The organism is Marinicella meishanensis, assembly GCF_019931145.1.
Classification (GTDB): Bacteria; Pseudomonadota; Gammaproteobacteria; order Xanthomonadales; family Marinicellaceae; genus Marinicella; species Marinicella meishanensis.
Map to the genome: position 1 here is coordinate 437687 of NZ_JAIOUV010000004.1, position 16487 is coordinate 454173.

The 16487-nt window shown below is 55.2% G+C and carries 11 protein-coding genes; 5 read left to right on the top strand and 6 right to left on the bottom strand.

Translation table 11 applies throughout. The annotated features are described in order from the left end of the window. Positions 1-12 precede the first annotated feature (12 nt). A complete protein-coding gene (locus K7G70_RS09310) occupies positions 13-1230 on the top strand; it encodes a S41 family peptidase (RefSeq protein ID WP_223788354.1) in 1218 nt (405 codons plus the stop codon). Between the two features lie 150 nt (positions 1231-1380). Then, positions 1381-2388 carry a hypothetical protein gene (locus tag K7G70_RS09315; protein ID WP_223788355.1) on the top strand — a complete coding sequence of 336 codons (1008 nt, stop codon included), beginning with the start codon at positions 1381-1383 and terminating at the stop codon, positions 2386-2388. 16 nt (positions 2389-2404) lie between these two features. On the opposite strand, the gene K7G70_RS09320 is transcribed toward K7G70_RS09315, so the two are convergent. Genes K7G70_RS09320 through K7G70_RS09330 form a run of 3 tightly spaced genes read right to left on the bottom strand, consistent with a single transcriptional unit; the run spans position 2405 to position 6824 of the window. After that, entirely contained in the window at positions 2405-2863 is a 459-nt protein-coding gene (locus tag K7G70_RS09320; RefSeq protein WP_223788356.1) for a GNAT family N-acetyltransferase, read from the bottom strand. Between the two features lie 52 nt (positions 2864-2915). Next, positions 2916-6047: a VPS10 domain-containing protein gene (locus K7G70_RS09325; RefSeq protein ID WP_223788357.1), complete on the bottom strand. Its 3132-nt coding sequence runs from the start codon at positions 6045-6047 to the stop codon at positions 2916-2918. Between the two features lie 15 nt (positions 6048-6062). Next, entirely contained in the window at positions 6063-6824 is a 762-nt protein-coding gene (locus tag K7G70_RS09330) for a hypothetical protein (protein WP_223788358.1), read from the bottom strand. Between the two features lie 200 nt (positions 6825-7024). Here K7G70_RS09330 and K7G70_RS09335 point away from each other — a divergent pair, with 200 nt between their 5' ends. After that, complete coding sequence (locus K7G70_RS09335; RefSeq protein ID WP_223788359.1) at positions 7025-8356, top strand: serine hydrolase; 1332 nt, start codon at positions 7025-7027, stop codon at positions 8354-8356. 5 nt (positions 8357-8361) lie between these two features. Here the strand turns inward: K7G70_RS09335 and K7G70_RS09340 are convergent, their stop codons facing one another. The 3 genes from K7G70_RS09340 to upp are packed head-to-tail and all read right to left on the bottom strand — an operon-like array spanning position 8362 to position 10794. Then, positions 8362-9411, bottom strand: a complete 1050-nt coding sequence (locus tag K7G70_RS09340; RefSeq protein WP_223788360.1) for a 2OG-Fe(II) oxygenase — start codon at positions 9409-9411, stop codon at positions 8362-8364. Positions 9412-9423: 12 nt separating this feature from the next. After that, positions 9424-10161, bottom strand: a complete 738-nt coding sequence (locus K7G70_RS09345) for an SGNH/GDSL hydrolase family protein (protein WP_223788361.1) — start codon at positions 10159-10161, stop codon at positions 9424-9426. Between the two features lie 6 nt (positions 10162-10167). Further along, entirely contained in the window at positions 10168-10794 is a 627-nt protein-coding gene (upp, locus tag K7G70_RS09350; RefSeq protein WP_223788362.1) for a uracil phosphoribosyltransferase, read from the bottom strand. A 238-nt stretch (positions 10795-11032) separates the two neighbouring features. Between upp and K7G70_RS09355 the strand changes: the two genes are divergently transcribed. Both K7G70_RS09355 and K7G70_RS09360 read left to right on the top strand, forming a co-directional pair. Next, a complete protein-coding gene (locus K7G70_RS09355) occupies positions 11033-12226 on the top strand; it encodes a PQQ-dependent sugar dehydrogenase (protein ID WP_223788363.1) in 1194 nt (397 codons plus the stop codon). Between the two features lie 27 nt (positions 12227-12253). Continuing rightward, positions 12254-16420, top strand: a complete 4167-nt coding sequence (locus tag K7G70_RS09360) for an Ig-like domain-containing protein (RefSeq protein ID WP_223788364.1) — start codon at positions 12254-12256, stop codon at positions 16418-16420. The last annotated feature ends 67 nt before the right edge of the window (positions 16421-16487 follow it).

A 16487-nucleotide genomic window follows, 5' to 3' on the forward strand; every position in this document is an offset into this window, starting at 1 on the left:
AACAGCAGACCAATGAAAGCATTGTTATTAAGCACCTGGTGGTGGGCCTTGGTGGCCCAGTTAACGGCCTTGAATGTATCGGCCCAAAACAGCCACCCCATCCAAACCACATTGCAATTGATTCAACAGCACCACGCCTACTGGCCCCAGCAAAACTTGGACCTGGCTTGTCTGCAGCAGGCTTATGCCCTCACCGGCGAGGAGTCGCCAACGGCCTTGCTGACCAAACTGGAACATTTGATGTTGGAATTTGCCGACAACCACATGCACCTGAACACCAACACCCAGCACTCATACCGCCTATATGGGCCGGTCACGGTGGCCCTGAGCGGGGATCAATTCACCATCGATGACCACTGGAAAAACCACCTGCAAAATCCGGTTGGGTTGGCCAGCGGCGCGGTGTTGTTGCAGCTCAATGGCTTGACCCCCCAACAAGTCATTGACCAATTCCCCACCCAATGCCTGGACAAAAACCAAGCAGACAACCAAGTCTGGATCCTCAACAAAGCCCTCGCTGGCACTTACTCTCAACCCCGCCTCCTGACCATCCAGCAGGGCGATGAACGACGCACCATTGACTTGGATGCATGGACGTACCAGCACACCGAAGGCCTGCTCAGCCACCACATCACCGATGCTGGGTTTGGCCTCATCAAATTACACAACTCACTGGGTCAAAGCGAGCTGATCGCGGCTTTTGACGAGGCCCTGGATGCGATGTCCGAAACCCGAGGCCTGGTGTTGGACCTGCGACACACCATTGGGGGCGGCGACAGCTACCTGGCACGGGCCATCATGGGTCGCTTCATCGAACAGGCCAAGCCGTACCAAACCCACCGCTTTGTCGAGCAACGCGAAGGGGCCATCGGGGTGCCCCGGATCTGGACCGAATGGGTTGAACCACGAGGCACCACCTACCGCCAACCGCTGGTGGTGTTGGTCAATCACTGGACCGGCAGCATGGGCGAAGGGCTGGCCATCGGCCTGCAAGGCATGCAACGCGCCACCCTGGTGGGCACAGACATGGCTGGCTTACTTGGTGCCATCAATGGCTTTGCGATCAACGGCGTGAATTATGGGTTTCAAATGCCGATTGAACAGCTGTTTCATGTCAACGGCACCCCGCGCGAACGGGTGTCCCCAGATCAGCTGGTCAAACCTGACGCCAACCCAACTGACAATGTGTTGATGGCGGCATACAAGCTGTTGGACACGGCCAAGCAATGAGCCATCAACAGTGACCAATCGCACTGTTCGGAAGCCACCATTGATGTGTTAACATGGCCCACTTTTTTGGGGCTGCGCCACCACCAATGTAGGCTTCAGACTGGCCGGTGGGGTGTGGTTTTTTCATCTGAGAACAGGACAAACACCACCATGAGCGAATGCACCGGCACGGTCGTCATCAAATTGAATGCGGCATTAAAAGAAACCTTCAAAAACACCGAAAACCAATTCACCCAGGACACTTTGGCTGCCTGTTATGCAGCCCATTCTTTTCAGCCTGAGTCGCCTGATGAACCAAGCACCTTGGCCACCAATCCACTGACCATCAGTGAGCTGGTGCTGAAAGGTCAATACGCGATTTTACAAACCTGGGGACAGGGCTGGGAAGAGGTCTTTGACCAATTCGATCAGATTCCACAGTTTGAGTATTGGGCCAGGACTTATGACGACCAAGCGGTGGAGAAGTTCATTGGCAAATCCAAAAAAGCCATTTGCTGGCATGTGATCGCCTGGGATGGCGACAGCGATCCACAGAGCCACCAACAATCAGCCAAATTGAGCTGGCTCAGCTTGATGAACAAAACCGTGATGAAACACTTTGTGCCAGCCGATGAAATTGAGCAACAGCTGGCCGCCGTCAAAGACCACTTGAAAGCCCAAAAGGCCATTGACCATTGGGCGGATTTTTACCAAGCCCACCACAACAACGGCCTCAATGACAGCCTGCTGCTGAAATTAACCATCAAAAACCTGGAAGACCGAAACTTCCTGTGCACCACCCTTGAGAAATTCCAAAAAGCAAACGACCACTCGGCATTGCCGCAATTGCTGGACCGATTAAACACCCGCTTCTCAGGTGAGTATGTGGATTCGCTTGATGCGGCGCACATGCAAACCTTTGCCGACATTTACCAGCGCTTAACTTACATCAAAACCAATCAGGAACATGTTTATTTGGGGGCGGCGCTGGATGATTCTACCCGTTTCATTGAAAACCTGGACGACCATGCCAGGGGCTACTCCAAAGGCACCAGTTTCATCGACTTTGCGCGCTTTTTTATGCAAATCTCAAACGCCTTTACTGGCCAGGTATGGAGCCGAAAAAGCCAAACGGCACATCGCCTGACCGCTTTTGATGGGGCGATTTATTTAAATTGAGCACCCACCCAGGCCTTCACAGAGACAAGCGAAACAAGGGCAACTGCCGACCTGGAATGCTCAAAGACGCCATCTCCCCGACTTGGGTACAGCCCTGGATGGCATAAAACGCTGCGGCATGGGGATCGGATTGAATGGTCATCTCTTGAAAGCCCTGACTTTGGGCCCAGAGCACCGCATGGCGAAATAATTTTCCCCCCAAACCCTGTCTGAGGTGTTGCGGGTCAACAAACAAGGCTTCCAACTCCACGGCCTCAGCACTGGTGGCTTGCAACTGATAAAAACCCAACACCTGCTCGCCGTCCATCAGCACCTGGGTGGGGTGCCGCCTGATGGATTCCGGTGAATAAGTCAATTCCGCCACCACGGCTTGCATGAAATCTGCTGGATAGCCCCAATGGGCTTTGGATCGCTGAGCCAGATCACTCAAGACAGGTGCTTGGGCGGGTTGGGCCGGACGGATCAAGCCCGCCATGTGAAAAAGGGGCCCAGAGGCCCCTTTGGTTTGACTTGAAAAACAGCCAACATCAATGGTGGATGTGCATGCCATTGACCAACCAGGCTTTGTTAACCGGTGGTGTGGCCAGGCCCATGCCGTTCTTTTCATCCCAGGTGGCGCGGTCCATCAATTTGATGGCATCCTCTTCACCCAAAGACTTGTTCAAACCCGGCAACTGTTTGTCCAGTACGGCTTGGCTTTCTTGCAAAGCGTCGGCCACTTCGCCAATCAGACGATCGGCTGTTTGGTACTGGGTTTGGCTGGGTTTGCCGTTGTATCCAACCACATTGCCAAACAGCGTGCCCAGCTGCTCGCGCAACTTCGACTCTCCGGTGATCAGGCCTTTTTTGGTGGCCGTGAACTTGGCATTGAGGTCTTTGTAGGCCGCCTCAAATCGCTCGGCTTTCTTTTGCACTGAAGACGAGAGGTCGGTCTTCTCATCCAATTGCTCCACCACGTCTTTCAATTGACTCAACTGGAAGGTCAGGTCATTGATGGCGTCGTACAATTTCATCGACAGCTGTTGTTGTGCCTGACGGTCTTCGCTGGTGTGCAAAGAACGGGGATCGGGCACCAGATCGACGGTTGAATAGTACTTCTTCTTGCCTTTGATCAACTCCACTTTGTAAGTGCCTTCGGCCACCCTGGGGCCCAGGAATCCGGGCACCAATGAAGTCGACGGTGGGAATTTCGGGGCTTTCAAGCGCATTGGCCAATCCACCCGATTGATGCCGCGGCGTTTGCCTGCCACCAACGTGGTGATCACTTGGTCGTTGTCATCCAGGATGTTGATTTTCATGTCACCAAACATGTGGCGTTTTTTCAGGTAATAGGTGATCACCGCCACTTCAGACGGATTGGCACCAATGAAATCATCACCACCGGAAAAGCTTTGCAAAGCACCGCCTTCAACCATCACCGCTGGGCGCGAAGGCAACATGACCACATTTTCGGCCAGTTTTTCTGCGGTCAGGGCCCGCAAGGGAGAAATGTCATCAATGATGTACACACCGCGGCCGTGGGTGCCCAAGATCACGTCGTGTTCGGTCGGGTGAATGACCAAATCATGCACCGCCACTTTGGGCAAGTTTTCTTTGAAACGGGCCCAGCTGTCACCGGCATCCAGACTGATGTACAAACCGAATTCGGTGCCCAAGAACAACAGCTCTGGGTTCACCGGATCTTGTTTCAAAACCCAGGCATAGCCCAAATCATCGGCCCCCAGCTTGACCCAGTTTTGGCCATAATCATCGGTGCGGTAGGTGTAGGTTTTCATGTCACCGGTGCGGTGCCCGTCAAACGTCACAAACGCGGAACCGGCCTGATGCGGACTGGTGGTGACCCGCGACACCCAGGTGCCTTTGGGCACACCTTTGATGTTTTTACCGACATTTTGCCAGCTGTCACCGCCATTTTTCGAGACATGAATCAAGCCATCATCTGACCCGACCCACAACAACTGCGGATCCAACATGGACTCGGCAATGGTGTAAATGGTGGCGTTGTTCTCGGCAGTTGAATTGTCGATGGTGATGCCACCGGTGGTGGCTTGACGTTGGCGTTTCGGATCATCGGTGGTCAAATCAGGCGAAATGGTTTGCCAGGACTCACCGCGATCGGTCGACTTGTGCAGGTATTGAGAGCCATAATAAATGGTGCCGATGTTGGCCTCACTGACCAACAATGGTGTGTTCCAGTTGAAGCGCAATTGTTCTTCGTCACCTGAAGCCACCGGTGGGATGTTTTTCAGCTCACCGATGTTGCGGTTCAAACGCAGCAACTTACCACCTTGGTACTCAGAGTAAATGGTGTTGTGGTCTTGTTTGTCAACGAAGGCCCAAAAACCATCTCCCATGCCGATGGAATTCCAATCTCCCGGTTTGATGCCACCGGGTGCCCGCGAAGGACCCTCCCAAGACCCATTGTCTTGCAAACCACCATAGACGTGATATGGCCACTGGTCATCATGTGACACGTGGTAAAACTGACTCACCGGCAAAGTACCCACCATGCGCCAGTTACCACCTTTGTTGTAACTGATGTAGACCCCGCCATCGGTGCCCAGCACCAATTGATTGGGGTTGGTGTCATTGATCCACAGCGCGTGGTGATCGGGATGGATGGGGATGTTGAAGCCACCGCCAAACATGGAGGTGAAGGTTTCCCCACCATCGGTGCTGGTCACGGTGATGAAGCTGGGCTTGTAAACCCGTTCTGGATCGGTGGGGTCAACTTTCAACTCACCGAAGTAAAAGGGACGCATTTGCACCATGCCAGAATCGGATTTGCGTTGCCAGCTTTTGCCCATGTCATCAGATCGGTACAACGCGGTTTCTTCGGCTTCAACCGTGGCATAGATCGTGGTGCTTTGTGAGTTGGCAACGGCCAAGGCAATGCGGCCTTTGTCATCGGCCGGCAAGCCATTGGTCAATTCCTGCCAACTGTCACCACCATCAACCGAACGGTACAGGCCACTGCCTTCACCACCCGAAGTGAAGTAATCGGGATAGCGGCGGAATTCCCACATACCGGCATAAACGATGTTCGGGTTGTTGGGGTCAATGACCAAATCAGAACACCCGGTTGATTGGTTCAGGTACAACACCTGTTCCCAGGTTTTACCGGCATCGGTGGTGCGGTACACCCCGCGTTCTTTGGCATCATTCCACAAAGCACCGGTGGCACAGACAAACACCGTGTCACTGGACTGGTTACTCACTTCAATGGCGGCAATGCGTTCGGTTTTTTCCAAACCCAAGTGTTGCCAATTCTCGCCACCATCGGTGGTCAGGTAAACCCCGTCACCGACCGAAACCGTGTTGCGCACCCAAGATTCTCCGGTACCCACCCAAATGGTTTCGTTGTTACTGGGATCGACTTTCACCGCACCAATGGATTGGTTGTGATCGTCGAAGATGGGTTCAAAGCCCACCCCGCCATCTTTTGATTTCCACAACCCGCCACTGGCCGTGCCGACGTAGATCACCGGGGTGTCTTCGTGGGTCGCGTCCAAGGCCGAAATGCGACCACTCATCACCGCTGGACCGATGGCCCGGGCCTGGAGGCCGCCAAAAGTATAGGAGTCTACTTTGACCGGTTTGGCCAACAAAGTCGCAGGCAACAGGCTGCCTGCGATTAAGCATAAAGTTTTGATCTGCATGTGCTTGACCCCAGATTATTCAGTGGTTTCAGTCGCGTCGGCTGCGGCTTTTTCAGGCATGTCGAACAGCGAGTCTTCCACATCAACGTTCACTTCAACCGTATCAAAAGTCAGGTTTTGCACCACCTGGCCGTTCATCTTAACAGCCATAGAATGCGCCACTGGTACGTTGTTTTCACCGACTTCTTTGTAGTCACTGAAATAGGTCTCGGCTTCCACTTCCTGACCCATCATTTTCATTTTCGAACGGGTCATGACTTCGATCATGTACTCTTCATCCAAAAACACGTGAACCACGTCGCCATTGGGCTTGGTGGCTTTCACTTCAATCACTGGGGTGCCTTCAATTTCGGTGTTGCCAACCAATTCCAGCTCAATGCCTTTTTCTTTGTGATTAACCAAAGGACCTTCCACATCGGCCTGGTCTTTGACTTGTTTCAACTCATCTTCAGACAGCTCCACGGCATCGGGCTTGCCCATGAACGGCATCACTTGCCAGCCCATCTCACCGTCATAGGCTTGAATGCCTTTCATGCCTTGAATCTCGAAAGTGGTGTGAATTTTATTCGGTGCTTTGTAGGTGAAGGCAAACGGGGCTTCCATCGGACCCATGGTCATTTTGCCGGAAGTGCGCATGGTTTTCATGCTGTTGATCACTTCCATGCCGCCTTTGGCTTCAATGTAGCCTTCCAGCACCGTGTCCAGGGTCATGTCTTCAGCTTGGACCACCAAGGAAGATCCCAACAAGGCCACCACAGTGAAAAATTTGCTCTTCATAATATACGCTCCAATGATTTAATCGAAAAGACAATCATTGTAAGCGTCAAGCGGTGAAATTATAGTGCTGTTGGTCACGATTGTCTGGTCTGGCAGGGCGGATCTGTTACGCCCTGTGGGGCACAATCATGACCTGCTGCCCATGGGCTTGGCACCCGTCAAGCGGTACAATGAATGCATTCATCAAACAAGTAATCACCATGAAGAAAACCTTGCTTTTGGGCTGGCTGATGGCCAGTGCGGTCCAGGCCGAGATTCCGGCCAATGTTCAGGAACAAATCAACCTCAGGGTTCAACACGGACTCAACCCATCCATTGTGATCGGCGTTTATGAACATGGCCAGTCGGTTTTTCACACCGCTGGCTGGCAGGACCCCGCCCAACAAATCGCGGCCACCACCGAGACGGTCTATGAGATTGGCTCCATCAGCAAAACCTTCACCGCCTTGCTGTTGGCCATTCAAGCCGAACAGCATGACCTGTCCCTGGATGCCGCTGTGCAAGACCACTGGCCAGCGCCGTTACAGTTGGTCGATGCACAACAACAAGCCATCACCTTCAAACAATTGGCCACCCACACCTCAGGCCTGCCGCGCATCCCGGGCAACTTGATGGCGTTTGGAACCGACCCCTATGCCCAATACGACCGGGCCCAATTACTCAAAGGGGTCAGCATGGCCCAACCCCAAGCAGCCGGCACCCAATATGCTTATTCCAATTTTGGCGCAGGCCTGTTGGGTGAATCTTTGGCGGTGATGCAAAACACCCCGTACAACCAATTGGTCAGCGATCAAATTCTTAAACCCTTGGGCTTACAACACACTTACATGACCCTGGATGCGGTGCCTGAGGCCCATTTGGCCCAAGGGCACAATGGCAACCGAGCCAGCCAGGCTTGGAATTTTGCGGCACTGGCCGGTGCCGGATCGATCCGCAGTGACATCCGCGATTTGTTGGCCTATGGGGTGGCCCATTTGTCGGCCACCGAATCACCGCTGCAAGCCGCCATGGATCTGGCCACAGCGGTTCATTACGAACAAGGCCAGCTGCAAGTGGGACTGGGCTGGCACTTCGGTCAGGGCGGCATTATTTGGCACAACGGCGGGACCGGTGGCTTCCGTTCCATGCTGATGATAGATCCCAAAAACCAACGGGTGGTGGCGGGCATCACCAACAGCAGCAACAACGACGTAGAAGACATCGTGGCGCACCTGATGAATCCCGACGCCCCCATGCGCCAACATGACTTCCCGGTGCCCATTGAAGCCAGTCAACTGGACCCATACCTGGGCCAATATCGACATCAGAACTCGGACAAAACCCTGCGCATTGAACGAAAAAATGACCGCTTGTTCATGGTGGCGCCCAAACAACCCAGGTACGCCATGACCCATGTGGGCGACCACACCTTCACATTGAATTTGGCCAAAGTCAAAATGACCTTTGATGTCGATGACAACGGCCAGGTCAATCAATTGCAGCTGATTGGTTGGGGCGAACCCCAAACCTATGGCCGCATCGATTCAGAATAATTCGCTCAGCGCTTGAGCCAGCGTTTGAGTTGGCGAAGCGGCGCGGTGATGCGCCAGGAGGTGGAGTTTTCCAGTTCTTGGATGCGATTCAACAGCCGCGTTTCATCAAAGCTCAACAGCTCCATTTTCCGCAACAAATCTTTTTCTTGTTTGCTGGGGCCACCTTGCAAAAACTTCAGGGTTGACACTTCAGCGCGCAATTGGCTGATTTGTTTGGTTTGGTCGGTGATGGTGGCATACAGACGCGCCAGGTGTTGGTCGCGGCGATCAACAGCGGTGTGCAAGGCCGCGGCATCGGCCGCGCTCAAGGTGTGCCCGGCTTGGAATTGCTGATCCAAAGGGCGTTCGACATAAATGGTTGAATGTGGCTCGATGCCAGCCGGTCGCTTTTTGGTGTAATAATACAAAGCAAAAGATTTGCGGGTCAGGTGCTGTTTATCCGCTGGCAACTGAATCGGCGGAAAGCCATGCCATGAATGGTTGTGGGTCTCAAAGATCACCGCGCGATTGAACAGCGGTCTGACGCTGATCACCCGATCTTCGGCCGCCGGTAACCGGGGGTCTTGATGAAATTCAATGTTACCGCCCCAAGACGCTTCCCACTCATGGTTCAGGTACACAATCAAATTGAGACGGCGGTGGTCACTGGTGATGGGATGGTGGGTGAAGTCCACATGCGGATCCAGTTCCTGGGCATGCAGGTTGTTGTGGGTACCGCCACCGATGTAATGCGGATCATACAGCAGGTCATCAATGCCGGTGATGTGGCCAATGGCTTGCAAAAAGTCTTCACTTTGCACCAGTTGATCCAAGGCCCGGTAGGCCGGACCGATTTGGCTGACCCGCTCGACCACGGCTTTCTTGCCCACCGTTTGGTTCTCATCAATGGCATCCCGTTCACTGAAGTCGGGAAATTGATCCAACAACTGCTGACAAAATTCAGGCGCAAAAAAATCATCGATCACCACATGGCCGAATGGCTTGGCCGCGGCAAAGGATTGCGCCAGTTGCTCGATTTGCGCGATGGTTTGTTGATTCAGCAGTTGGTTGATCATGCGGCGATTATATCACCCAGACCGGTTGTTTTTGATGACCTTAACGATGTCTTCAGACCAAATTTCATACACCTCAGGTCCCGGATGAAAACCATCGGTGGCGGCCTGGGCTGATTCAGGGTAGCCCCGCAAACTCAAAAAATGCACGCCATCCTGCGCTGCCAACATCGCTTGTAACAGCTCATTCTTGGCGTCGGCACAAGCCCCCAAATAGGCATTCAATGGCCACAACAACGCCGGAAACTCACGCACCGGCGGCAACCCCGACATGATGATCAAACGCGGTGAGAATCGGTGTTGAATCAAGTCAATCAAAGCCAATTGTTGGCGCCGCCAACGACCCAACGAGACTTGGCTGGTGACGTCATTGACGCCCAACGCGGTGACCACCACATCACAATGTTCGGCTGGTTGTTGGGCCAACTCGGTCAACACATCGGCGGTGGTGTTGCCCGTGGCAGCCCGCAGCTGATAGTTCACACAATGGTCTGTGGACAAGCGTTGCAGCAGTTGTCCCAACAGCGACTGTTCAGCAGTGGGGGCACCCACACCGGCCGCTGATGAGTCGCCCAACAACATCAGACTCAAGGCCTGGCCTTGGCCGTGTTTGCCAGAATTTTGTTTGACTGGCTCTGGCAATATGGGGGTGTGCTTCCGCACCCACCAGCCTTGGATCAACAACACCGGCCCCAACAACACTTTGAGCAAGGCCAAGGAGATCATGGTGTGGAAAACTTGACGGCGTTGCAAGGCGGCTCAGAGGGTGCCAAAAATTTTGTCGCCGGCATCACCCAATCCCGGCAGAATGTAACCTTGATCATTGAGGTGGTCATCAATGGCTGCCACATACACTTCGACCTCTGGATGGCGCGCTTCAATGCGGGCCAAACCTTCGGGGGCGGCCACCAGAAATATGCCTTTGATGCGCTTGCAGCCGGCTTGTTTCAACAAGTCCAAAGTGGCATCCAAGGTGCCGCCGGTGGCCAACATCGGGTCCACCACGATGACTTCGCGGTCTTTGATGTCACTGACCAGCTTTTCATAATAGGCTTCGGCCTCCAACGTCTCTTCATTGCGGGCAAAACCCACCACCGAAACACCGGCCCCTGGCAACAACTGCAACACCCCATCCAGCATGCCCAGTCCAGCCCGCAATATGGGCACCACTGACAGGTGGTTTTGGCTGACCTTTTTGACTTCTGTTTGACCGGCCCAGGTGTCGATGGTTTGGTGACTGGTGGGCAAGTCCCGGGTCGCCTCATAGGTCAACAAGGCACCGATCTCTGCCACCACTTGGCGGAACTTTTGCACGCTGATGTCTTGTTGACGCAACAAGCCAATTTTGTGTTGCACCAAGGGGTGCTTGATTTCATGAACGGGCATATGACACTGGGGTTTGAATTGGCCATGATTCTAACAGAACTGAGCAGTTGATGGGACAACGCGCCGATGAAGATTTCGTGACCATGGGGTCATTTGACTGCCGTTGGCCCCAAAAAAAATGCCGTTCATGACATTGCTGCTGGAACTTTTGCTTGGCCCTCTCTAGACTCTTGGCACCGCGTCACAAACGTGTCGGGTGAAGGGTGTGATCATAAAAAACATGAATCAGAGGTGAGAAATGAAAAAATATTTATTTGTGGTCTGTTTGATCACCACCCCAGTCTTGTGGGCCCAACCAGCTTTTCTGGACACCGAAGACGTCGCTGGCGGCTTCACCGGCCCCATCAGTGTGACCCATGCCGGCGATGGCAGTGACCGCTTGTTCGTGACCCAACAAGGCGGACAGATCAAAGTGGTCGACGGCGGGGTGCATTTGCCGACCGCATTTTTGGACATCAGCAGCAGCATCACTTCTGGCGGTGAGCGGGGGTTGCTGGGCCTGGCCTTTCACCCCAACTATGCCAGCAACGGTTATTTTTATGTGAATTACACCGACCTCAATGGCGACACCGTGATTGAGCGGTACTCGGTGTCAGCCGGCGACCCCAACATCGCCGATCCTGCCTCGGGCCTCATCATCCTGACTTTCGCACAACCATTCGGGGCACACAATGGCGGTGATTTGAATTTCGGGCCATTGGATGGCTACTTGTACATCAGTTCCGGTGATGGCAGTGGCGACCCCATGGCCTCGCAAGACCTCGACAGCTTGTTGGGCAAAATGCTGCGCATTGATGTGGACGGCGACGACTTCCCCGGCGACACCCAACGCAACTACGCCATCCCACCTGACAACCCGTATGTGGGTGTGACCGGGGCCGATGAAGTGTGGGTCAGCGGCCTGCGCAATCCATGGCGCTTTTCTTTTGACCGGGTCACCGGCGATCTGTTCATTGGCGATGTCGGTGAGGACACCTGGGAAGAGTTCAATCACGTGGCCGCCACCAGCAATGGTGGGGAAAACTTTGGCTGGCCCTGCTTTGAGGGCGGCGATTTTTCTGGGGTCGGTGGTTGCGACATCAATGGTCCCAATGAGCTGCCATTCGCAGCCTTGGAACACGACCAACCCGGCAGCAATTACTGCACCGCGGTGGGTGGCTACCGATACCGCGGGGTTGAGTATGGCGGCCTCACTGGCTGGTACCTGTTCACCGACTGGTGTGACGGTGATTTTTTTGCCGCCAGACAAACCACCCAAGGTTGGGAAGTCCACAACATGGGCGAATTGATTGGCGGTTTTGCGGTGACCAGCATGGGTGAGGACGAGGCCGGTGAACTGTATGCCGTGGCGTGGTCTGGCCTGCTGAAAATCACCGGGCCCACCAGCGCACCGGACGACGTCATTTTTCTCACCGGCTTTGAAAGCCCTTAACCAACCAGCATGCCACGGAGACCCGACATGAACCTTCGCCTCATCAGCTTCCTCACCTTGTTGTTGGTCAGCTGCACCAGCTGGGCGCAGATCCCACCGGTGCCCGCCGCCTTCCCCAATCAGGCCTGTACCCCAGGTCAACTGTTCTTTCGCCAAGCTGGTCTGGAACGCATCACCAACATCGTCTATCACAATGGCCACATCTACACCAACAACGTCGCCGGTGGTGATGTCAGGGAATTTTTATTCAGCGACACCAACGACCCCAGCAGCTTTTTTCTGAATGCCGATACCGGCCTGGTATCCTTGGCCAATCAAGGCAACCACGGTCATTTCAAAATTGGCGATTATGCCTCCAGTCACTGGCGTGCCGCCTACCAACGGGTCGGCGTGGGGGTGAATTTGATGGATGCCCCAGAACCGCCTGATTGGGTTGATTGGCAAGACCAACAGGCCGCACCGGACAGTGGCTCCATCCGCATTTTCTATCCTTGGTCGGTGCCGTTCAATTGGTTGCAATATGGCCCGACCCCAGCGACCGCCCGCTTGTATCGTGCCGAGGAGTTGTTGGCCGAGTGGGAGCCATTGGGGGATCACGGCATCGCCGGCAATTCCATCTTGTTGGGCAATTTGTTGTTCATCACTTCCGATGCCACCATGCGCGGCATCGCGGTGTACGACATCAGTCCGGTGTTCAACGACCCACCAGAGGATCCGGCTTTGGTCGATCGCTTGAATGGTTTGGTGGGTGGCTATTTGGGCGCCATTTGGCAAGATTACTTGGTCTTGGCTGGCGGCAGTGACCGTGACATCTTACAAGTGGTGGACATCAGTGACCCCACCGACATGCGCTTGGTCCAGACCTTTGACTTGCGCGGCAATGATGACCTGAACGCCGGCACCAATGTGCCTTATGTGCAAACCCAAGACGAGTTCATCTTTGCCCGCCGCCACAAAATCAACATGGAAACCTTTGAAATCGTGCATGAGTTTGACGAAGTGGGCAACAACCGCCCTCCGGGCAGCGTGGCGGGACAAATCGACACCAGCCAATACCTGTTGCCGCTGGGCAACCTGCTGATTTCAGGTGGTTATTCAGCGGCCGGACGCGACGCCATCGGGGTTTGGTGTCACGACAGCCAACCCGACACCCAGGGACCTTATGTGGGCCACCACATCCCCCGAGATGGACAAAGCAATTACCCCACCGGCGCACCCATCAGCTTGGTGATAGCCGAGGAGCTGGAGTCGTTCACCATCGTCAACGGCGAATCCTTGATCGTGCGGCCCGTGGGGGGGCAGCCGCTTGATGTGTGGCATTCCTTCTCCCACGATGGCGTGCTGACCATCACCCCCAAAGTGTACTTAGCGGAGGACACCACCTATGAAGTGATCATCCCCGCTGGCGGCATCAAAGACGCGGCCGGTAATGGCATCGAAGGCTATGCCTTCAGCTTTGCCACCGGTGGCGCGGTCAGTGGCACCAACGCCGCACCGAGCATCCAATCATTCACCTCCAGCGCCAGTCCCACGTTCCCGGGTTTGGGCGTGAACTTCAGCGCCAACGCCACCGATCCGGAGGCCGATCCGGTGGAATACCGCTTTGTTTTTGGTGACGGATCACCAGCCACTGACTGGACCAGCAGCGCCCAGGTCAACCACGCGTTCAGTGAAACCGGCCATTACAATGTCAAACTCCAGGTCCGCGACATCAAACCCAATGGCACCTCCTCGGTGGTGACCCAAACCCTCACCCAGACCGTGATTGTCTCGGTGTTGGACAACCCACCGCAAAGCAGTTCCATGCTGGCGCTGGATGGCAGCAACCAACGACTGTGGGCCGTCAATCCTGACAACGGCTCGGTGTCCATCGTGAACAGTGCCACCGAAACTTTACAGGCTGAATTCAACCTCAATGTGCTGACCGGATCATCGATCCCAGCGCACCCCACTGCAGTGGCGCTGGATGGCAACCACAATGCCTGGGTCACCGACCGCGACGGTGACCAACTGGTGGTGATCTCACCGGCCGGACAATTGGTCGACACCATCAACCTGGGTTATGGCTCCAGACCCCAGGCGGTGCTCAGTTCCTATGACCAACAATTCATGTATGTGACCACCGGCAGCCGCGGCGCCACGGACCCAAGCAACGGCCAGGTGATTCAATTCAACGCCAACACCCGCCAAGAGATGGACCGGGTGGAAGTCGGTCCCTTGCCCAAAGCCATGGCCCTCACCGGTGATGGTTCGCAACTGTTTGTGGCAGAGTTCATGGCCCGCGATAACCACGCCGTGGTGTGGCACATCAACACCAGCAACATGAGTCTGAATCCCAGCATCTACCTGATGCGTGATCGCGGCCTCAGCGGTCTGGATTCCGGCGGCAGCGATGGCCCCGGGGTGCCCAATTACATCACCGACCTGACCATCAGCCCCGAACACGACTGGCTGTGGTTTGCCGGCATCAAAGCCGACACCTTCCGCGGCCTGTTTTTCCAACAGGCGACCGAGTTAAACATGGCCGCTTCCCACGACAGCACCTTGCGCGCGGTGTTGGGTCGGATTGATTTGAACGCCTCACCCCCACGTGAGCCCGAGTTCTTTGGATTCAACGGCACCCCTTCCCGCTTGGATGTGGACAACGCCGATTCGCCGTCTTCCATCACCTTCAATGCCACCGGCGATTATGTGTTTGTGACCTTGCAAGGCAATGACACCGTGGCGGCTTTTGATGATTTTGCGGTGCGCGACAACGTCGCCCAAAGCAGCGTGTGGCGGGCCGCCACCGGCGCCGCGCCACAAGCCAGTTTATACGACCCCGTGCGCCAAAAGCTGTGGGTCAAAAACTTCATGTCGCGGGATTTGACCAGCTTTGATCTGCAAGGCTTTTTCAACAACGGCACCTTGCAGTTCAATGAGAACACCGTGGGCACCGTGGGTTTTGAGTCGCTGCCCGCTGATGTGCTGGCCGGCAAAACCCATTTTTACTTTGCCGGCAACAACCCAGTGGGACAGAATGACATGAGTTTTGAGGGCTACATTTCTTGTGCCAGCTGTCACCTCGATGGTTCCCATGATGGCCGCACTTGGGACTTCACCCAACGCGGCGAAGGTTTCCGCAACACCACCGACCTGCGCGGCCGGCGCGGGGTCGGCCACGGCAATGTCCATTGGTCTGCCAACTTCGACGAAATACAGGATTTTGTGCTGGACATGGTGAACCATTTTGGTGGTACCGGCTTCTTGCCTGCCGGTCAAAATCCCAATGACCCGTTGGGGGCACCCAACGCGTTGACCGCGGTGGAGTTGGACCAACTCAGCGCCTACGTCACGTCCTTGGATCGACTGAGCTTACCGGCCAGTCCCTATCGCGACTTCGCCGGTGATTTGACCCCAGCAGCCGCCAACGGCGCCGCGGTGTTCCTGGCGTCAGGTTGTGGTTCTTGCCACCTGCCCAACAGCGAATTCACCGATTCCCGCTTGGGCAGCAATGCCCTGTTGCATGATGTGGGCACCTTGCGAGACAGTTCCGGCCAACGACTGGACGGCCCCTTGTTAGGCATCGACACCCCAACCTTGTTGGGGGTGTGGGAGACGGCGCCTTATTTCCATGACGGTTCAGCGCCCACACTGGGCGATGTGTTCACCGTCACCGGCGGCCACATATATCAGGCCGAAACCGCGGCTTTGTCCGGTGGTGCCTCGATCCCCGATTTCATTCAATACAACCAGGATTCCAGTTCCCATGGCGAATTCGTGCGCCTGCCGGGCACCATGACCTTGGGCCAGGTGGATGGTGGCAGCGGCGGCACCGGGGCGTTGGAAATCAGGGCCACCGGCTCTGACATCATCACCGTTGACCTGACCGTCACCGTCAATGGCAGCAACCACACCCTGAGCTTGCCACCCAGCAACATCCGCCTGGATTGGCAGCCGCACCGCTTGGAAGGCATCAGCCTCAATGCCGGCACCAGCAACACCATCAGCTTCGCCTACAGCGGCAACCAAGAAATCTCGATTGACGAAGTGATCGTGTCCACCACCGATGACTGGGCCATGGCCGCGCCGCACCGCAACGCCTTGAACCTGTCTGGTGGAGATTTTGCCGACTTGTTGGCTTACCTCCGGTCACTGGACAGCAACAACGCCGTGATGCCCACCGATTTGATCTTTGCCGATGATTTTGAATGAAGGTCACCCTGATTTCAGCTTGCAGGGTAAAAACCGACACAGGCATTGACTCAGTCAGTGCCGGTGT

Excerpts from the sequence above, each read along its gene's own strand:
- K7G70_RS09315 (WP_223788355.1), top strand. The coding sequence starts at position 1,381 with ATGAGCGAATGCACCGGCACGGTCGTCATCAAATTGAATGCGGCATTA.
- K7G70_RS09355 (WP_223788363.1), top strand. The coding sequence starts at position 11,033 with ATGAAAAAATATTTATTTGTGGTCTGTTTGATCACCACCCCAGTCTTG.
- upp (WP_223788362.1), bottom strand. The coding sequence starts at position 10,794 with ATGCCCGTTCATGAAATCAAGCACCCCTTGGTGCAACACAAAATTGGC.
- K7G70_RS09330 (WP_223788358.1), bottom strand. The coding sequence starts at position 6,824 with ATGAAGAGCAAATTTTTCACTGTGGTGGCCTTGTTGGGATCTTCCTTG.
- K7G70_RS09310 (WP_223788354.1), top strand. The coding sequence starts at position 13 with ATGAAAGCATTGTTATTAAGCACCTGGTGGTGGGCCTTGGTGGCCCAG.
- K7G70_RS09335 (WP_223788359.1), top strand. The coding sequence starts at position 7,025 with ATGAAGAAAACCTTGCTTTTGGGCTGGCTGATGGCCAGTGCGGTCCAG.
- K7G70_RS09340 (WP_223788360.1), bottom strand. The coding sequence starts at position 9,411 with ATGATCAACCAACTGCTGAATCAACAAACCATCGCGCAAATCGAGCAA.
- K7G70_RS09325 (WP_223788357.1), bottom strand. The coding sequence starts at position 6,047 with ATGCAGATCAAAACTTTATGCTTAATCGCAGGCAGCCTGTTGCCTGCG.
- K7G70_RS09360 (WP_223788364.1), top strand. The coding sequence starts at position 12,254 with ATGAACCTTCGCCTCATCAGCTTCCTCACCTTGTTGTTGGTCAGCTGC.
- K7G70_RS09320 (WP_223788356.1), bottom strand. The coding sequence starts at position 2,863 with ATGGCGGGCTTGATCCGTCCGGCCCAACCCGCCCAAGCACCTGTCTTG.